The 18269-nt window shown below is 67.5% G+C and carries 17 protein-coding genes; 14 read left to right on the top strand and 3 right to left on the bottom strand.

Annotated elements, in window-relative coordinates; all coding sequences use genetic code 11:
• Positions 1-15 precede the first annotated feature (15 nt).
• The 12 genes from ACY34H_RS23210 (at position 16) to ACY34H_RS23155 (ending at position 13706) form a co-directional block, all read left to right on the top strand.
• The gene (locus ACY34H_RS23210; protein WP_464979834.1) at positions 16-432 is read left to right on the top strand and encodes an ATP-binding protein; all 417 of its coding nucleotides are present in this window, start codon (positions 16-18) and stop codon (positions 430-432) included.
• The gene (locus ACY34H_RS23205) at positions 417-1475 is read left to right on the top strand and encodes an ATP-binding protein (protein ID WP_464979833.1); all 1059 of its coding nucleotides are present in this window, start codon (positions 417-419) and stop codon (positions 1473-1475) included. Before ACY34H_RS23210 ends, ACY34H_RS23205 begins: the two co-directional genes overlap by 16 nt.
• Positions 1476-1512: 37 nt before the next feature.
• A complete protein-coding gene (locus ACY34H_RS23200) occupies positions 1513-3342 on the top strand; it encodes an ATP-binding protein (protein ID WP_464979832.1) in 1830 nt (609 codons plus the stop codon).
• Entirely contained in the window at positions 3339-4874 is a 1536-nt protein-coding gene (locus ACY34H_RS23195; protein ID WP_464979831.1) for a response regulator, read from the top strand. The genes ACY34H_RS23200 and ACY34H_RS23195 overlap by 4 nt, the downstream gene beginning before the upstream one ends.
• Before the next feature lie 114 nt (positions 4875-4988).
• The gene (locus ACY34H_RS23190; protein ID WP_464979830.1) at positions 4989-7343 is read left to right on the top strand and encodes a S9 family peptidase; all 2355 of its coding nucleotides are present in this window, start codon (positions 4989-4991) and stop codon (positions 7341-7343) included.
• A 188-nt stretch (positions 7344-7531) separates the two neighbouring features.
• On the top strand, positions 7532-8473 hold the full coding sequence (locus ACY34H_RS23185; RefSeq protein WP_464979829.1) for a LysR family transcriptional regulator: 942 nt from the start codon (positions 7532-7534) through the stop codon (positions 8471-8473).
• A gap of 68 nt (positions 8474-8541) precedes the next feature.
• Positions 8542-9018 carry an META domain-containing protein gene (locus ACY34H_RS23180; protein WP_464979828.1) on the top strand — a complete coding sequence of 159 codons (477 nt, stop codon included), beginning with the start codon at positions 8542-8544 and terminating at the stop codon, positions 9016-9018.
• A 171-nt stretch (positions 9019-9189) separates the two neighbouring features.
• The gene (locus tag ACY34H_RS23175) at positions 9190-10140 is read left to right on the top strand and encodes a phosphate acetyltransferase (RefSeq protein ID WP_464979827.1); all 951 of its coding nucleotides are present in this window, start codon (positions 9190-9192) and stop codon (positions 10138-10140) included.
• Between the two features lies 1 nt (position 10141).
• Entirely contained in the window at positions 10142-11341 is a 1200-nt protein-coding gene (locus ACY34H_RS23170) for an acetate/propionate family kinase (protein WP_464979826.1), read from the top strand.
• On the top strand, positions 11338-12114 hold the full coding sequence (gene fabI, locus ACY34H_RS23165; protein WP_464979825.1) for an enoyl-ACP reductase FabI: 777 nt from the start codon (positions 11338-11340) through the stop codon (positions 12112-12114). Before ACY34H_RS23170 ends, fabI begins: the two co-directional genes overlap by 4 nt.
• Positions 12115-12142: 28 nt before the next feature.
• Positions 12143-12661, top strand: a complete 519-nt coding sequence (locus tag ACY34H_RS23160) for a hypothetical protein (protein WP_464979824.1) — start codon at positions 12143-12145, stop codon at positions 12659-12661.
• A 13-nt stretch (positions 12662-12674) separates the two neighbouring features.
• Positions 12675-13706 (top strand): L,D-transpeptidase, encoded by a 1032-nt coding sequence (locus ACY34H_RS23155; RefSeq protein ID WP_464979823.1) that lies wholly within the window; start codon positions 12675-12677, stop codon positions 13704-13706.
• A gap of 20 nt (positions 13707-13726) precedes the next feature.
• Here the strand turns inward: ACY34H_RS23155 and ACY34H_RS23150 are convergent, their stop codons facing one another.
• Positions 13727-14506 carry a lysostaphin resistance A-like protein gene (locus ACY34H_RS23150; protein WP_464979822.1) on the bottom strand — a complete coding sequence of 260 codons (780 nt, stop codon included), beginning with the start codon at positions 14504-14506 and terminating at the stop codon, positions 13727-13729.
• A gap of 116 nt (positions 14507-14622) precedes the next feature.
• The gene (locus tag ACY34H_RS23145) at positions 14623-15345 is read right to left on the bottom strand and encodes a sulfite exporter TauE/SafE family protein (RefSeq protein WP_464979821.1); all 723 of its coding nucleotides are present in this window, start codon (positions 15343-15345) and stop codon (positions 14623-14625) included.
• Positions 15346-15431: 86 nt separating this feature from the next.
• Between ACY34H_RS23145 and ACY34H_RS23140 the strand changes: the two genes are divergently transcribed.
• Positions 15432-16349, top strand: coding sequence for a LysR substrate-binding domain-containing protein (locus tag ACY34H_RS23140; protein WP_464979820.1), 918 nt, complete (start codon positions 15432-15434; stop codon positions 16347-16349).
• Between the two features lie 11 nt (positions 16350-16360).
• Entirely contained in the window at positions 16361-17005 is a 645-nt protein-coding gene (locus ACY34H_RS23135; RefSeq protein WP_464979819.1) for a CatA-like O-acetyltransferase, read from the top strand.
• Here ACY34H_RS23135 and ACY34H_RS23130 read toward each other — a convergent pair.
• Positions 17002-18267, bottom strand: a complete 1266-nt coding sequence (locus ACY34H_RS23130; protein WP_464979818.1) for a Zn-dependent hydrolase — start codon at positions 18265-18267, stop codon at positions 17002-17004. The two genes, ACY34H_RS23135 and ACY34H_RS23130, sit on opposite strands and share 4 nt — an antisense overlap.
• Positions 18268-18269: the final 2 nt, after the last annotated feature.

The following is an 18269-nucleotide window of genomic DNA, read 5'->3' as shown; positions in this document are numbered from 1 at the left end:
CCTGAAAGGCGATCCTTGAGCAATATCGACGTCGATGCAGTAGTGCTGCCGGTCCGTTCCGACGAGGACGTGGTGCGGCTGCGGCAATCCGTGCGCGAACAGATGATCGCTGCCGGCTTTTCGCTGATCGACCAAACCAAGATGATCACGGCCGCCAGTGAACTGGCCCGCAACACGCTGCGCTACGGCGGCGGCGGCGAAGCACACATGCAGAAGCTGCTGAACGGCGCCCGCAAGGGCGTCGGCCTCACCTTCATCGATCATGGCCCCGGCATTCCCGACATTCCCCGGGCACTGACCGACGGCTATACCACCGGCGGCGGCATGGGCCTCGGCCTGTCCGGCGCCAAGCGCCTGGCGGACGAATTCGAGCTCGACTCGGCACCCGGCCAGGGCACCACCGTAAGAATCTGTAAATGGAAACCATACTAGCCGCCGAACTCCGGCAGAGCTGCCATGCCCTCGCGGACAGCAGCCAGGTGTCGGCGGTGCGCCGCGCCGCTGTCGACCTGTGCACGCGGCTCGGCTTCGACGAAACGGCGGCCGGCGAGGTGGCGATCGCCGTCACCGAAGCTGCCACCAACATCCTGAAGCACGCCGGACACGGCGAGATCCTGCTGCGCCCGCTGTTCCAGCGCGGCGTGCACGGCCTGGAGATCCTGGCGCTCGACAACGGTCCCGGCATCGCGAACGTGGCCGCCAGCCTGGCCGATGGCCGCTCCACCGCCGGCAGCTACGGGGTGGGCCTGGGCGCCATGCGCCGCCTGGCGGGGGAGTTCGACATCTACAGCGCGCCCGGCCGCGGCACGGCCGTCATGATGGCCATGTGGCCGCGCCGGTTCCTGGATGTCACGCCGGCCGAGGCGGCCCGCAGCGCGCCCGCGCTGCACTGGGGCGCCGTGTGCCTGCCGATGCATGGCGAGGACCTGTCGGGCGACAGCTGGGCGCTGGCGCACGATGCCACGTCGGCCACGGTGATGGTGGCCGATGGGCTGGGGCACGGTCCGCTGGCGGCCCAGGCATCCGAACTGGCGGCCATCACGATTGGCCGCGAACCGGCCCTGCCGGCCGGCACGCTGCTCGAAGACATGCACGCGGCGCTGCGCGCCACGCGCGGTGCGGCGGCCGCCGTCGCCCGCATCGACATGCTGGGCGAGACCATCACGTTTGCCGGCGTCGGCAATATCGCGGCCCACCTGTTCGCCGGCGACCAACGTCGCCAGCTGGTGTCGCACAACGGCATCGTCGGCAGCAACATGCGCAAGGTGCAGGAATTCGGCGCACCGTGGGCCGACGCGGCCCTGCTGATCCTGCATTCGGACGGCATCAACTCGCGCTGGCGCCTGGAAGACTACCCGGGCATCGCCGCCTGCCACCCGGCCATCGTGGCCGGCGTGCTGTACCGCGATTTCAGCCGCGGCCGGGACGACGTGACGGTGCTGGTGCTGCGCGATCACCAGGGATGGCAGTCGTGAACGCGATGTTCCACACCACGGCCGCGCAGGCGCAACCATGAGCATACGCATTCTTTCCATGCGCATCGAGCAGGAACTCGACGTGGTCGCGTCGCGCCAGCGGGCGCGCCAGATCGCCGCGCTGTGCGGCTTCAATGCCCAGGACCAGGCCCGCATCGCCACGGCCGTGTCGGAACTGGCGCGCAACGTGTACAGCTATGCCGGCACCGGCCGCGTGGAATTCGCCGTCGAAGGCGCCACGTCGCCGCAGCTGCTGGTGATCCGCATCGAGGACAAGGGGCCGGGCATCCCGCACCTGGACCTGGTGCTGTCGGGCCGCTACCAGTCGAGTACCGGGATGGGCATGGGCATCGTCGGCGCGCGCCGGCTGATGGACCAGTTCGACATCCGGACGGGAACGGAACAGGGCGCCGGCGCCGGTACCGAGGCCGGCACCGGGGCTGGCACCGAGGCCGGCACCGGGGTTGGCACCGGGGTTGGTACCATCGTTACGCTGAAGAAGCTGCTGCCGCACGATGCGCCGCTGCTGACGGCGGCCAGCGTGGGCGAGATGAGCGCACAGTTCGCGGCGCTCACGCCCGACGTGTCGGTGGCCGAGGTCCAGCAGCAGAACAGGGAGCTGCTGGCCACGCTGGCCGAGCTGAAGGCGCGCCAGGACGAGCTGATGCAGCTGACCCGCGAGCTCGAGGACACCAATCGCGGCGTGGTGGCGCTGTACGCCGAGCTCGACGAAAAGGCCGACCACCTGCGCCGCGCCGACGAAATGAAGACGCGCTTCCTGTCGAACATGAGCCACGAGTTCCGCACGCCGCTGTCGTCGATCCGCGCGCTGACCCGGCTGCTGCTAGAACGCGTCGACGGCGATCTGTCGCCGGAACAGGAAAAGCAGGTACGCTTCATCCTGAAGGGGGCCGAGTCGCTGACCGAACTGGTGGACGACCTGCTCGACCTGGCCAAGATCGAGGCCGGCAAGATCGACGTGCGCGCCGCGCCGTTCGAAGTCAACGACATGTTCTCGGCGCTGCGCGGCATGCTGCGCCCGCTGCTGGTCTCGGCCACCGTGGACCTGCTGTTCGACGAGCCCGAACAGCCGATCACGATGATGACGGACGAAGCGAAGCTGTCGCAAATCCTGCGCAACTTCATTTCGAATGCGCTGAAGTTTACCGAAGCGGGCCACGTGCGCGTGTCCGCCACGCTGCTGCCCAAGGGCGACGCGGTGCGCTTCGACGTGGCCGATACCGGCATCGGCATCGCCCCCGAGCACCAGCAGCTCATCTTCGAGGAATTCTCGCAGGTGGAAAACCGGCTGCAGCACCGTGTGAAGGGCACCGGACTGGGCCTGCCGCTGTGCCGCAAGCTGGCCAGCCTGCTGGGCGGATCGGTTTCGATGAAAAGCACGCCGGGTGCCGGCTCCACGTTTTCCGCCACCATCCCCCTGCTGCACGACGAAATGCCGGCGCCGCATGTGTACCGCCCGGATGCGCCGGATGCCGCCGGGATCCCGGTACTGGTGGTGGAAGACGACCGCTCGACCCAGCTGCTGTACCGCAGCTATTTCCGCAACACGGCCTACCGCGTCATTCCCGTGCGCAGCGTGTGGGAAGCCGAACAGGCATGGACGGTGGAGCAGCCGGCCGCGATCGTCCTGGATCTTTACCTGAACGGTGGCGACAGCTGGCGCTGGCTTGCCCGGATCAAGGATGACGAACGCCGCAAGCACGTACCGGTCATCATCGCCTCCGAAGTAGCGGATCGCCAGAAGGCGTTTTCGCTGGGGGCGGACGCATACTTCAGCAAGCCGGTCGCGCGCGACGAGCTGCTGGCGCAGCTGAATGCCCTCTGCAACCAAGAGAGACCATCATGAAGGCACTTCCGATCGATCCCGTGATCCTGAACGTCGACGATACCGACGCCGCGCGCTATGCAAAGACGCGCATCCTGCAGCGCGCCGGCTTTCGCGTGCTGGAAGTGGGCAGCGGCGCCGAAGCGCTGCGTGTCGCCCACGAGGTGTCGCCCGACCTGGTGCTGCTCGATACCAAGCTGCCCGACATCAACGGATTCGAAGTCTGCCGCCAGCTGAAGCAGAACCCGGATACGGCCATGGTGCTGGTGCTGCAGACGTCGGCGTCCTACCTGTCGTCGCCGGACAAGGTGCGCGCGCTCGATAGCGGCGCGGACAATTACCTGTTCGAGCCGATCGAACCGGAAGAACTGGTGGCCAACGTGCGCGCGCTGCTGCGGCTGAGCCGCGTGGAACGCGAACTGCGCGACATGGATCGCCGCAAGGATGAATTCCTGGCGATCCTGGCGCACGAGCTGCGCAATCCGCTGGGGCCGATCCGCAACGCCGTCGAACTGCTGCGCAGCCTCGATCCGCACTCCTCGCCGGCCCAGGAAAACGCGCGCCGCGTCATCCTGCGCCAGACCGACCACATGGTGCGCCTGGTGGACGACCTGCTGGACGTCTCCCGCATCTCGCAGGGCAAGATCGCGCTGCGCCGCGCCGAGCTGGAACTGTGCGGCCTGCTGAAAAGCGCGGTGGAAACGGCCGATCCGAATATCGCCGCGCGCCAGCATACCCTGGTCGTGCAACTGCCGGACCACGAGATCTGGGTCGATGGCGACGGCGTGCGCCTGACGCAGGTGGTGGGCAACCTGCTGAACAATGCCGCCAAGTTCACCGGGCCGGGCGGCCACATCGCGCTGTCCGCCTGCCTGGAAGGCAAGGAAGCGGTGATCCGCGTCACCGACAACGGCATCGGCATTTCTCCCGAACATGCGGAAACGATCTTCGACCTGTTCGCCCAGGCCGGCCACTCGCCGGACCGGGTGCAGGATGGGCTGGGTATCGGCCTGTCGCTGGTGCGCACGCTGGTCAACCTGCACGGCGGCAGCGTGAGCGTGCACAGCGGAGGCACGGGCCAGGGCAGCACGTTCGAAGTGCGCCTGCCCACGCTGGCGCGCACGCCGCCGGCGGACGAATCCGATTGCATTGCCCCGGCCGCGGCGCCGGCGCGGCCGGCCGACGCGCACCGCATCCTGGTGGTCGACGACAATGTCGATTCGGCCGAGATCGTGGCGGCGCTGCTGCAGTTCGCCGGCCACGAGGTGCACATGGCGCACGACGGCGCCGGCGCGATCCAAGCGGCGCTGCGGCTGCGGCCGGACGTGGTGTTCCTCGACATCGGCCTGCCGGACATGAGCGGCGTGGACGTCGCGGCCGCGCTGCGCGGCTATCCGGAACTGGAGAAAACGGTGCTCATCGCACTGACCGGCTATGGCCAGGACAAGGACCGGATGGGCGCGATGGCGGCCGGCTTCAACCACCACCTGACGAAGCCCGTCAACATGGAAACGCTGAACGACACGGTGCGCACGTTCATGCGGCGGCAGTAAGGATCGGTAGAAGGATCGGTAGTAAGGATCGGTAGTAAGGATCGGTAGTAAAGACGGCCGGGGGAAGGCGCCGTGCGTTAGAATGCGCGCGCCTTTCATTCTCACCGAATCACCATGCGCAGACTCCTGTCCGCGGCGCTGCTGGCCGCCTTGCCCCTCCCCTCTTTCGCTGTTACCCCCATCACCCTCGACCAGGCCATGGCCGCGCCGGACTGGATCGGCACGCCGGTCGACACGGCGTGGTGGGGCTGGGACAGCAAGACCACCTATTACCTGCAGAAGCGCGCCGGCTCGCCGCTGCGCGACACGTTCATCGCCGGCGCTTCCCCGCGCAAGGTGCCGGATGCCGACCTGGCAGGCGCCGATGCGGAAAAAATGTTCTACAACCGCGAGCGCACGCGCGCCATCCTGCTGCGCAACGGCGACCTGTTCGAGCGCGACCTGAAGACGGGCGCCCTGGCGCAGGTTCGCCGCGACACCACGGCCGCCGCCGATCCGCAGTACTCGGCGGACGGCAGGTCGGTACAGTACCGCGTCGGCCACGACTGGTTCGCCTGGAACCGGGAAACGCGGCTGGTCGTGCCGCTGGCCCTGCCCCGCGCCATGAAGGATCCTGCCGCGGCGCCGGGCGACGATGCGCTGCGCGCGCTGCAGCTGCGGCTGATCGCCACGCTGCAGCGGCAGAAGGAAGAGCGCGACGCGCAGCGCGCGCAGGCCGAGGCGCAGCGCCGTGCCGATTCCACGCGCGCACCGGCGCCGTTCTACCTGGGCGACAAGATCGTCATCGATGCCAGCGCGCTGTCGCCGGACGGCCGCTGGCTGGTGCTGGCGACCTCGCCGAAGGCCGAGCAGAACGGCCGCGTCGGCAAGATGCCGCGCTATGTGACCGAATCGGGCTATGAGGAGTTCGACGACCAGCGCACCCGCGTGGGCCGCAACTTGCCGCTGGCGCAGACGCTGCGCCTGGTCGACCTGAAGGACGGCACGATGCGCGAACTGGCGCTCGATCCCCTGCCCGGCATCGCCACCGATCCGCTGGCGGCCATGCGCGCCGCGCAAAAGCTGGAACCGGTCAAGGGCAACCGCGCGGTGCGGCTGGAAGAAGACGAAGGCCAGGGTATCGCCTGGGCCGCCGACGGCAGCCGGGTGGCACTGATGATCCGCGCGGTCGACAACAAGGACCGCTGGATCGCCGCCGTGGACCTGGGCGCGGCGAAGCTGCAGCCGCTGCACCGGCTGACCGACGAGGCATGGGTCAACAGCAGCTACAACGATTTTGGCTGGCTGCCGGACAGCCGCACGCTGTGGTTCCTGTCCGAGGAATCGGGTTACTCGCACCTGTACACGCTGGACGCGAACGGTAGGCAGCGCGCACTGACGAGCGGTGCGTGGGAAGCCACCAGCGTCGCCTGGAACGCCGACGGCAGCGCGGCGTGGCTGATGTGCAACCGGAAGACGCCGGGCGACTACGAGGTGTGCCGCGTTTCCGCCAGCGACGGGAAGGTGCAGGAAGTGACGCAGGTCGGCGGCGGCGCCGAGAGCTTCCTGCTGTCGCCCGACCAGAAGAAACTGCTGGTACGGTGGTCGTCGGCCTACGTGCCGCCGCAGCTGGCGATCGTGCCCGCCACCGGCGGCGCGGCCGTAAACCTGACCGATACGCGCACGCCGGAATACAAGGCGCGCGAATGGGTGCAGCCGCAGTTCGTGCAGGTGCCGTCCACGCACGGCGCCGCGCCGGCGTGGGCCAAGCTGTACAAGCCCGCCGTGCTGGAGCCGGGCCGCAAATACCCGGTCGTGATGTTCGTGCACGGCGCAGGCTACCTGCAGAACGTGTCGAAGCGCTGGTCGAATTACTTCCGCGAGCAGATGTTCCACAACCTGCTGGTCGACAAGGGCTACATCGTGCTGGACATCGACTACCGCGCATCGAAAGGCTATGGCCGCGACTGGCGCACGGCGATCTACCGGCGCATGGGCCACCCCGAGCTGGAGGATTACGTGGATGGCGCGAAATGGCTGGCGACCACGCACCAGGGCGACATCGACCGCGTGGGCATCTACGGCGGCAGCTACGGCGGCTTCATGACGTTCATGGCGCTGATGCGCGAACCCGCCCTGTTCAAGGCCGGCGCCGCGCTGCGCCCGGTCACCGACTGGACTTCCTATAACCACGGCTACACCGCCAACATCCTGAACACGCCGGACATCGACCCGGAAGCGTACCGGATCTCGTCGCCGATCGAATACGCCGACAAGCTGCGGGGCCACCTGCTGATCGCCCACGGCATGGTCGACGACAACGTGTTCTACCAGGACTCGGTGCGGATGGCGCAGCGCCTCATCGAGCTGAAAAAGGACCACTGGGAACTGGCCAGCTACCCGCTCGAACGCCACGCCTACACGCAGCCGGAAAGCTGGTACGACCAGTACCGGCGGATCTACCAGCTGTTCGAGCGTACCCTGAAGTAACCTTTCCCGGAAAATGGGGTACGTCCCCATTTTCCGGGCAATATTTTCTGGGACGGGCGGCGAACCACTGCGCCGCTTCTGTGGCTTACCGACATCTATTTACAGTCGATACATGGATTGCCATGCTCCCGGCATGAAAGTTCACGTATATTCGACATATCCGTATTCGTATAGACACAGCCTTCGCCATGTCCGCCCTGCCGCAACATCTCGACATCCACCTGATCCGCATCCTGTACCTGCTGCTGGTGGAAAAGAACGTCTCGCGGGTGGCATTGAAGCTGAACCAGCCGCAGCCATCCATTTCGGCCTCGCTGCGCAAGCTGCGCGAGCTGACCGGCGATCCGCTGCTGGTGCGCGGTGCGCGCGGCATGGTGCCGACGCAGCACGGCGAAAGCCTGCTGAAGCCCGCCAAGCGCATCCTCGACGAGACCGAGAACCTGTTCGTCAAGAAGACGCCGTTCGCGCCGCAGGAAGAAGCGCGCACGTTCAACATCGCCGCGCCCGATTACCTGGACAGCCAGTTCCTGCCCAGCGTGGTGGCGCTGCTGCGGCGCGGCTCGCCGAAGAGCCGCGTGGTCATCCACGGCCTGGGGCCGGGGGTCGACTATGTGCGCATGCTGTCCGATGGCGACATGGACCTGGTGATCGCGAACTGGGACGAGCCGCCCCAGCACCTGCACATCTCGAAGCTGTTCGAGGATCCGATCGTGTGCGCGATGCACGCGGCCAGCCCTTACGCGAAGCGCACCGCCGAGGATGCGATGACGCTGCATGAATACCTGACGCTGCCGCACGTGGCGCCGTCGCAGATGGTGCAGGGCTCTGTCGGCGTGATCGACGCCTTCCTCGAACGCCAGGGCCTGCACCGCAACGTGGCGGTGGAATCGGCGTACTTCGGCCTGATTCCCTATATGCTGATGCAGTCGGACCTGGTGCTGACGACCGGGCGCCAGTTCGTGCAGTTCTATGAAAGGATGCTGCCGCTGAAGATCTTCACGATCCCCGTGAAATTCCCGCCGATGCGCTTCTACCAGCTATGGCACGAGCGGGTGCACCAGTCGCCCGAGCACAAGTGGCTGCGCGACCAGGTGACGGCGGCGGCCAAGGCGCTGCTGAAGGGGCAGTAAGCAAACATGGCGCCGCCCCGCTCGATGCGGGGGCCGGCGGGGTCACCACTGACTGAAAGGAGTGAATCATGAAAACAGCCTACCGACGCCACATGCCATACCTGGCCAGCATCGCCGCCGCGGCACTGCTGGCAACGGGATGCGCCGCGACACCCGGCACCGGAGGCCAGGCGCAACTGGCCGGCACCGCCTGGCAGCTCGTGGCCTACCAGGCACAGGGAGCCGGCAGCGCCGAACTCAAGCCGTCTCGGCCCGATCAATACCAGGTGCGCTTCGGTGCCGATGGCCGGCTGTCCGCGCGGGTCGACTGCAACCAGGGTTCCGGCACCTGGACCGCCACGCCGGGCGCGGCGGATGGCGCTTCCGGCACCCTGGCGCTCGGCCCGCTCGCCACGACGCGGATGATGTGCCCGCCGTCGCCGCTTGCCGGGCGCCTGCCGGGCGATATCGAAGCGGTGCGCAGCTACCGCATCGTCGGCGGGCGCCTGCAACTGGAATTGGCCGGCAGCGGCGGCACCTACACGTGGGAACCCATATCGCCGTAATCCCTGCCATGCGGGAGAGGGCTTGCGCACTGCAGCAATCCTCGCTGGCATCGTCGCCGGGTATTGGCTAAGATTGGTCTGACTCTTCATTGGAGTGCCAATGTACCATTCGATGGAATGCCCGTTCATGCAGCGGGCCGAGCGTTGCTGCACTGCGGAAGGCGATGTCCGATGACTGCCCTCGGCACCGGCCATCCGTACTTCGACAAGCTGATCGACGCCGCCCGCGCAGGCGGCCCCGTCACGGTGGCGCTGGCGCACCCCTGCGATGCGCATGCGCTGGAATCGGCACTCGATGCCGGCCGGCTGGGCCTGATCCAGCCGATCCTCGTGGGCCCGCGTGCCCGGATCGAACAGGCAGCAGCCGATGCAGGCCTGGATATCTCCGCTCTCTCCCTCGTCGACACGCCCCATAGCCATGCCTCCGCGGCGCGCGCGGTGGAGATCGTGCGCGAAGGCGGCGCGCAGGCGCTGATGAAGGGCAGCCTGCACACCGATGAGCTGATGGGCGCGGTCGTGTCGTCCACCACGGGGCTGCGCACCGCGCGGCGGCTCAGCCATTGCTTCGTGATGGATATTCCCGGCCATGGCGAGCCGCTGATCATCACCGATGCCGCCGTCAACATCGTGCCGGCACTGGCCGACAAGGTCGACATCGTGCAGAACGCGATCGACCTCGCGCACATCCTCGGTTTCGGCGAAGCGCGGGTGGCCATCCTCGCGGCGGTGGAAACGGTCAATCCGAAAATGCCGGCGACGCTCGATGCGGCGGCCCTGTGCAAGATGGCCGACCGCGGCCAGATCACCGGCGGCATCCTCGACGGGCCGCTGGCGATGGACAACGCCATCGACCCGGGCGCGGCGGCGATCAAGCACCTGGTATCGCCCGTGGCCGGCCGCGCCAACGTGCTTGTCGCGCCGGACCTGGAGGCCGGCAACATGCTGGCCAAGAGTCTCAGCTTCATGGCCGGCGCCGGGGCGGCCGGCATCGTGCTCGGCGCACGCGTGCCACTGATCCTCACGAGCCGTGCCGACTCGGTGGCCGCGCGGCTGGCCTCGTGCGCGGTGGCCGTGCTGGTCGCCCGGCGCCGGCTGGTCGAACCAAAAATCCTGGGCGGCTGACATGCTGGCACCGAACGATGCCGTGGTGGTCATCAACGCCGGATCGTCGAGCATCAAGTTTTCCCTGTTCCGCGGCGCGGCGCTGGCGCCGGCCCTGAAGGGCAAGATCGAAAACCTGTACGCCGGCAGCACCCGCTTCATGGCCTTCGATGCCGCCGGCATGCCGGTGGGCGAACGCACCTGGAGCGGCGCCCCGCTCGATCACGAACAGGCGATGCGGTTCCTGATCGATCACGCGGCGGAACACCTGCAGGGCATGCAGGTGCGCGCGGTGGGCCACCGCATCGTGCATGGCGGCGTGCGCTACAGCGGCCCCCAGCGGCTGGATGGCGCCGTGCTCGATGAGCTTGAAAAACTCATCCCTCTCGCCCCGCTGCACCTGCCGCACAACCTCGCGCCGGTACGCGCCGTGATGGCGCTGGCGCCGCAGGTACCGCAGGTGGGCTGCTTCGACACGGCATTCCACACGGCGCAGCCGGCCCTGGCGCAGGCCTTCGCGCTGCCGCCGGCGATCACGGACCAGGACATCCGGCGCTACGGCTTCCATGGCCTGTCCTACGAATACATCGCCAGCCGCGTGCCGGACTTCGCCCCCGGCCTGGCTGGCGGACGCGTCGTGGCCGCCCACCTGGGCAATGGCGCCAGCATGTGCGCGATGCGGGCCGGCCGCAGCGTCGCCAGCACGATGGGCTTCACCGCCGTGGACGGCCTGCCGATGGGCACCCGCTGCGGCGCGCTCGATCCCGGCGTGGTGCTGTACCTGATCGACGAACTGGGCATGGACGTGGCGGCCGTGCAGCGGCTGCTGTACCAGCAATCGGGGCTACTGGGCGTGTCCGGCATATCGGCGGACATGCGCACGCTCGAGGCCAGCGACGACCCGCGCGCCCGGCTGGCGATCGACCTGCTGGTCTACCGCATCGGCCGCGAACTCGGTTCGCTGGCCGCCGCGCTGGGTGGCCTTGATGCCCTGGTCTTCTCGGGCGGCATCGGCGAGAACAGCGTGGCGGTGCGCGCAGCCGTCTGCCGCGATGCGGCGTGGCTGGGCGTCACGCTGGACGAAGCGGCCAACGCCGCAGCCGGTTCCGACAGGATCTCCCGCATCAGCTCCGCCTCCAGCAAGGTCGAAGCATGGGTGGTGCCGGCCAACGAAGAACTGATGATCGCGCGGCATACCGCCGCGCTGGTGGAGGAAGCATGAACGCTGAAACGGTCCATCCGATCCTGGCAGGCAAACGCGCGCTGGTCGTCGGCGTGGCGAACGAGCACTCGATCGCCTACGGCTGCGCGCTGGCGTTCCGCAAGCTGGGCGCGGACCTGACGCTGACCTACCTGAACGACAAGGCGCTGCCGCACGTGGCGCCGCTGGCCGAGTCCCTGGGGGCCGAACTGCTGCCACTGGACGTCGAGCAGCCGGGCCAGCTGGAAGCCGTATTCGAGGCGCTGGCACGGCACGGCCGCCTCGATATCGCGGTCCACTCGATCGCGTTCGCGCCGAAGGCCGACCTGCAGGGCGGCCTGCTCGACTGTTCTCGCGAAGGCTTCCTGCGCGCGATGGATATCTCCTGCCATTCGTTCGTGCGCATGGCGCGCCTGGCCGCGCCGCTGATGACGGAAGGCGGCAGCCTGTTCGCGATGAGCTACCACGGCGCGCGGCAGGTGGTGCCGAACTATGACGTGATGGGCCCCGTGAAGGCGGCGCTGGAAGCCTCCTGCCGCTACCTGGCGCACAAACTCGGCCCGCGCGGCATCCGCGTGCATGCGATCTCGCCCGGCCCGCTGAAAACGCGCGCCGCATCGGGACTGAAGGATTTCGACCTGCTGCTGGCCGACGCCGTCGCCCGGGCACCGCTCGGCGAACTGGTCGACATCATCGACGTCGGCAATACCTGCGCCTTCCTTGCCACCGACTATGCGCGCCGCCTGACGGGCAGCACGGTGTACGTGGACGGCGGCCTGAATATCATCGCCTGACAGTGGCCCCGGCCATATCGGGCTTTTCATGGGCAGCAAGACACAGCGCGACACGTGGCCCGGCATCACGGCATGGATCATGGCGCAGGCCTGGACGAACCAATCGAGGAACACGATGAAACATCTCAGCATGGCGATTGCCGGCACGGCCTTGTGCGGTGCGCTGGCATGGCTGCCGCAAGGCGCCGCAGCGGCCGACAAGACCGACAAGGCCGACAAGGTCGAAACGCAGACGATCGACGCAGTCAAGCCAGGCACGAAAACCGTGCGCGGCAAGATCCGCGGCTACGATACGGCCGAGTACAAGGTCGCGGTCCGGCAGGGCCAGGCGCTGGCCGTGAAACTCAAGACGAGTTCGCGGTCGAATTATTTCAATATCACGCCGCCGGATGCGCAGGAAGCGTCGTTCGTCGGCTCCATCAAGGGGCTCGACTACAGCGGCAAGGTCGAACGGGATGGCGAATACACCGTCAGCGTCTACCTGATGCGCAACGCGGCGCGCCGCAATGAAAGCGCGGCCTATACACTGACGGTGGCCACGCAATAATGACGGGTATCGCATGATGGGCATGATGGGCATGATGGGCATGAAGCACACGAAACACACGAAACACGCGAAACACACGAAACGGATGGCGGCCAGCGCGGCATGCCTGGCCGTTGCCGCGCTGCTGTTCACCGGCACGGCGGCGGCACAGGGACGTACCGTATCGTCCGCGGTGGAACTCGCGCGGCAGTCGGCCGGCCTGAAGCCCGGCGAATGGGTGTGGGCGCCGCGGATCGCGCCGAAGGGCCCGGTGCTGGTGTACGTGGACCTGTCGAAACAGCTGGCGACCGTGTACCGGAACGGCGTGCGCATCGGTGTCGCGACCGTTTCAAGCGGCAAGCCTGGATACCGGACACCGACCGGCGTGTTCACCATCCTGCAGAAGGACGCCAAACACCACTCGAACAAATACCACGGCGCGCCGATGCCCTACCAGCAGCGCCTGACGTGGGATGGCGTGGCGCTGCATGCCGGCGGGCTGCCCGGCTACCCCGAAAGCCACGGCTGCGTGCACCTGCCGATGGCATTTGCAAAGCAGCTGTTCACGGCGACACGGCTCGGCACCACGGTCATCGTGGCGGACGATGCGGTCCACCCGGTGGCGAAGGGCGGCGGCGAAGTGCTGGCGCCCTCCTCGCAGGACATGGACGGCAAAGGCGATTTCTGGATGCCCGAGAAGTCGCCCGCCGGGCCCGTGACGATCGTGCTGTCGCGCGCCGACCAGGCCGCGGTCGTGCTGCGCAATGGCGTGCCGATCGGCCGCTCCGCCGTGACACTGCCGCGCGACGACGACGCCACGCACGTGCTGACGCTTGCCGGCGGCACCGGCGACGGGCAGCAGTGGATCTATGCCGGCGTGGCCGGCCATGAGGGCGAGGACGGCAGCCCGGTGGACGAGGTGGCAAGGAACAGGGTGCAGATCCCGCCGGAATTCTACCAGCGCGTAACCGCGCTGCTGGAGCCCGGCGCCACCCTGCTGGTGACCAGCGCTCCCCTCGGCGAAGGCGGCACGGGCAAGCAACTGGCGGTGCTGAGCGGGCAGTAGTTCCCGGAACGATCCGCCCCTCAGCGGGCTGCTTCGGCAGGCGTGGCATGGGGCAATGCGCCCCGCGAACCGCGCATCAGGTACAGGCCATACAGGAAGATCGGCAGCACCAGCAGCAGCGAGGCCCAAGGCAGCAGCGGCGCCGTTTCCTCGGGCGGCGCCGACAGCAGGTGCAGCATCAGGGAAAAGTCCCAGATGCCGTGCACCACGGCCATCGGCCAGACCGATCGCGTGCGCAGGCGGATCGCCGCGTAGCCCACGCCCTGCAGGAACGCCCCCGCGCACTGCCACAGCGCGGCCGTAACCTCGCCTGTAGTAAAGCCGTTCAATGCATGGACGAGGCCGAAGATGGCCGAGGAAGCGAGAACAGACTGCCACACCGTGTACCGGGTCAGGAGGCCGGCCAGCAGCACGCCGCGAAACATCAGCTCTTCGGACAGGCCGACCGCGGCCATGTTGACGGCGAGCGTCAGCATGGCCGCGCGTGGGATCGTCGACTCGTCCGTGAACGCGATGAGCAGCGCAAACGCCGCATACAGCAGCGGCAACCAGACCAGGCCTGTGGACCGCAAAGGATCAGGCGCGCCGACGCCGGTGACGCTGCGATCCTGGGAGGCGAACGCGAACCACCCCGCGAACAGCGCTGCGATGATCCAGGCGACACCGATGCTCCCGGTTGCCGCGTCGGCCAGCGACTCCGGCTTGCTGCCTGAGCCGACCCAGCCGCCCGCAATCGTCAAGACAAGCCAGCCCAGTAACACGGCAAGCGACAACGGCAGCGTGATGCGCACTCTTTTCATGGGAACTTTCCGAACCTGGTGAGCCATTGTCGCACTTCCGGTGACAGGCCCCAATTCCCGGGAAATGTTTCCTGAAAACTGGAGCCTGTCACCGGTTTTGACCGGCCAGCGCTGGTTCAGGGTGCGAGGCTCATGTGCCCACCAAGCAGCAGCAACGTTAAAAGGAAGCAGCGCCGGAACACCTGCGGCTCGAGCCGCGCGCGCAGCCGGCTGCCCAGCGCCAGGCCGACCAGCGCGGGCAACTGGGCCAGGAACGACATGCCCGCGCTCGCCGGTTCCCAGGCGCCATGCCCGGCCAGCATCGCGGCCAGCGCCAGCGTCGACACCGTGAACGACAGGCCCATCGCCTGCACCAGCTCTTCCTTCTCCATCCCGAGCGCCTGCAGGTAAGGCACGGCGGGCAGCACGAACACGCCGGTGACCGCCGTCAGCACGCCGGTCGCCACGCCGACCAGTGGCCCTAGCCAGGGTTCCTGCGCCGCGCGCACCTGCCAGCGCCACGACGACAGTCCGAGCAGCGCATACAGCACCAGCGCGATGCCTAGGACCGCCCTGCCATCGCCTTTCGCGAAGAAGGCGCCGCCGAGCAGCGTGCCGGCGCACACGCCCAGCAGCATCGGACGCAGCCGCAGCCACAGCGCATGCAAGCCCCGGCGTTCCAGCATCTGCCACATGTTCGTCAAAAGCGAAGGCACGACGAGGATGGCGGCGGCCTGCAGCGGTGGCATCACGAGCCCCAGCAGGGCCATCGCCACGGTCGGCAGTCCCATGCCGGTCACGCCTTTGACCATGCCCGCAAGCACGAACACTACGCAGATAAAAACAAGGTTGTTTTCCATGGGCGCAGTATGCCGCCGGTGCCGGAGACCGGAAATGTGGAATATACTGCCCCAGCCTTCGGATTCTCCGAAGGCTGAGAGGACATATGCGATTCGACCTGACCGACCTGAAACTGTTCCTGCGCGTGGTGGAAAGCGGCAGCATCACGGCCGGCGCCGCGCAGGCCCACCTTGCCCTGGCTTCCGCCAGCGCGCGCGTGCGTGGCATGGAGGATGCCCTCGGCGTGCCGCTGCTGCAGCGCAGCCGCCGCGGCGTGGAACCGACCGATGCCGGCCGCACGCTGCTGCATCACGCGCGGCTGATCACGCAGCAGATGGAAAAGATGCGCGCCGACCTGGGCGAATACGCCACCGGCCTGAAGGGCCACGTGCGCCTGCTGTGCAATACCTCGGCGCTGACGGAATTCCTGCCCGACGTGCTGGCCGCGTTCATGGCCGGACACCCGCATGTCAACGTCGATCTCGAGGAGCGCCTGTCCAGTGACATCGTGCAGGCGATGCGCGACGACCTGGCCGACATCGGCATCGTCACCGATTCGGTCGACAGCAGCGGCCTGGAGACCCGGCTGTTCTGCGAAGACCGGCTGGTGCTGGCGCTGCATCCGGGCCACCCGCTCGGCAAGGGCCTGCGCCGCAACGCCACGCTGCCCTTCGCAGCCGTGGTGGAACATGACTTCATCGGCCTGGCCGGCGACAGTGCGCTGCAGATGTACCTCGGCGAGCAGGCCAACAGGCTGGGCAAGCGGCTGCGCTACCGCGTGCGGGTGCGCAGCTTCGACGCGGTCTGCCGCATGGTGGCCAGCGGCGCCGGCCTGGCGGTCCTGCCGGAATCGGCCGTGGTGCGTTCGCGCGACGCGGCTAACCTGAAGGTGGTGAAGCTGGCGGATGCGTGGACGCGGCGCCGCCTGCTGCTGTGCACGCGCAGCTACGACAACCTGCCGGGCTATGCGCGCGAACTGGTCGATGCTCTTGCCGCCCATGCGACAATATCGCCCTCGGAATGACAAGACACATTATGGAAAACTTCGAACGGCGGCGCGACCGCTTCCAGATGTTCGACGGCATGGACAGCCCGGCCGTCAACCTGTGCTTCCCGCTGGAACTGCCGGATTTCCGGCCCTGGTGCAGGGACAACGGCCTGCCGCCCTTCCACGTGCTGCTGTGCGCCGTGCTGCGTGCGGCGATGAAGATCGAAAACTTCCGCTGGCGCATCCATGACGGCGAAGTGTTCGAGATCGACCGCCTGATCCCGTCGTTCACGGTGATCAACCAGCACAACGATCTCAATTTCGCGATGTTCGAATGGTCGGACGACCTGCGCGAATTCTGCGCCCGCGGCAGCGCGGCACGCGAGGCGGCGTCGAACATGGTGCAGTTCAACGAGCCCTATCGGACGCTGGCGCCGCGCGAGGCAAAGCACCAGATGTTCGTCACCTGCATTCCGTGGCTGGCCTTCACGTCGATCCAGCATCCGACGGCAGCCCTGGCTTGCCCGGACATTCCTTCGCTCGCGTGGGGCAAGTTCCGTGACGGCGCGCCGGGCGAACTGGTGTTGCCGTTCTCCGTGCAGGCGCATCACGGTTTCGTGGATGGCTTCCACATCCACCAGCTGGCGCAACAGATCGCCGCCGAGCTGGCAGCGATCATCGCGGCACCTTAAACCAGCACCCTCGCCCGCTCCAGCATGGCGTGCAGCAGCACGTTGCAGCCTGCCTCCAGGTGCGCCGGCTGCGCATCCTCGATCTCGTTGTGGCTGATGCCATCCTTGCACGGCACGAAGATCATGCCCGACGGGGCCAGCCGCGCCGCATAGATCGCGTCGTGACCGGCGCCGGAGACCACGTCCATCGACGAATATCCCAGCTTCGCGGTGGCGCTGCGCACGGCGCCGACAACGTCCGGGTGGAACGGGCAAGGCGGGTAATACGACACGCGTTCCAGCTTCACGTCGAGGCCCGAGTCGGCCGCGACCTGCGCCACGAACGCCGTCATCTCTTCGTGCATCGTGTTCAGCAGCTCGTCGTTCACGTTGCGCAGGTCGATCGAGAACTTCACCTGGCCGGGAATCACGTTGCGGCTGTTCGGAAAGACCTGCATCATGCCGACCGTGCCGCGGCCATAGGGCGGGTAGCGGTTGGCGATCGCCACCACTTCCGGAATGATCTGCGCGGCCACCTGCATGGCATCGCGCCGCAGGTGCATCGGCGTCGGCCCGGCATGCGCTTCCATGCCGGTCACCGTGCAGTCATACCATGACAGTCCCATCACGGCGGGCACCACGCCGATCACCTTGTCCGCGTCTTCCAGCACCGGGCCCTGCTCGATGTGCGTCTCGAAATAAGCGCCGATCGGATGGTCGCCCGGCACCTGGGTACCCTTGTAGCCGATGCGTTCCAGCTCTTCGCCGACCGTTTTGCCGTCGACATCCTTCGCCGCATACGCGTGTTCCAGCGTGAACGCTCCGCAGAACACGCCGGAACCCATCATCACGGGCACGAAGCGCGAACCTTCCTCGTTGGTCCAGAACGCCACCTCGATCGGCGCTTCGGTGCGGATGCCATGGTCGTTCAGCGTGCGCACCACTTCCAGGCCGGCCAGCACGCCGTAGTTGCCGTCGAACTTGCCGCCGGTCGGCTGCGTATCGATATGGCTGCCCGTCATCACCGGAGGCAGCGCATCGTTGGTGCCGGCGCGGCGCATGAACACATTGCCGATCTGGTCGACGGTCACCGTCATCCCGGCGGCCCTGGCCCAGCCGACGACGAGGTCGCGGCCCTGCCGGTCGAGGTCCGTCAGCGCCAGCCGCTTCACGCCGCCCTTCTCGGTGGCGCCGATCTGCGCCAGCTCCATCAATGCGTCCCACAGCCGCCGGCCGTCGACCCGCAGCGCCTCGATCGCTGCCCCTTCGCTCATGTCGTTCATCT

This window comes from Pseudoduganella sp. jia 9 (assembly GCF_055502615.1).
The sequence above is the reverse complement of the archived record's forward strand: the minus strand, read 5'-3'. Positions and strand labels throughout refer to the sequence as shown.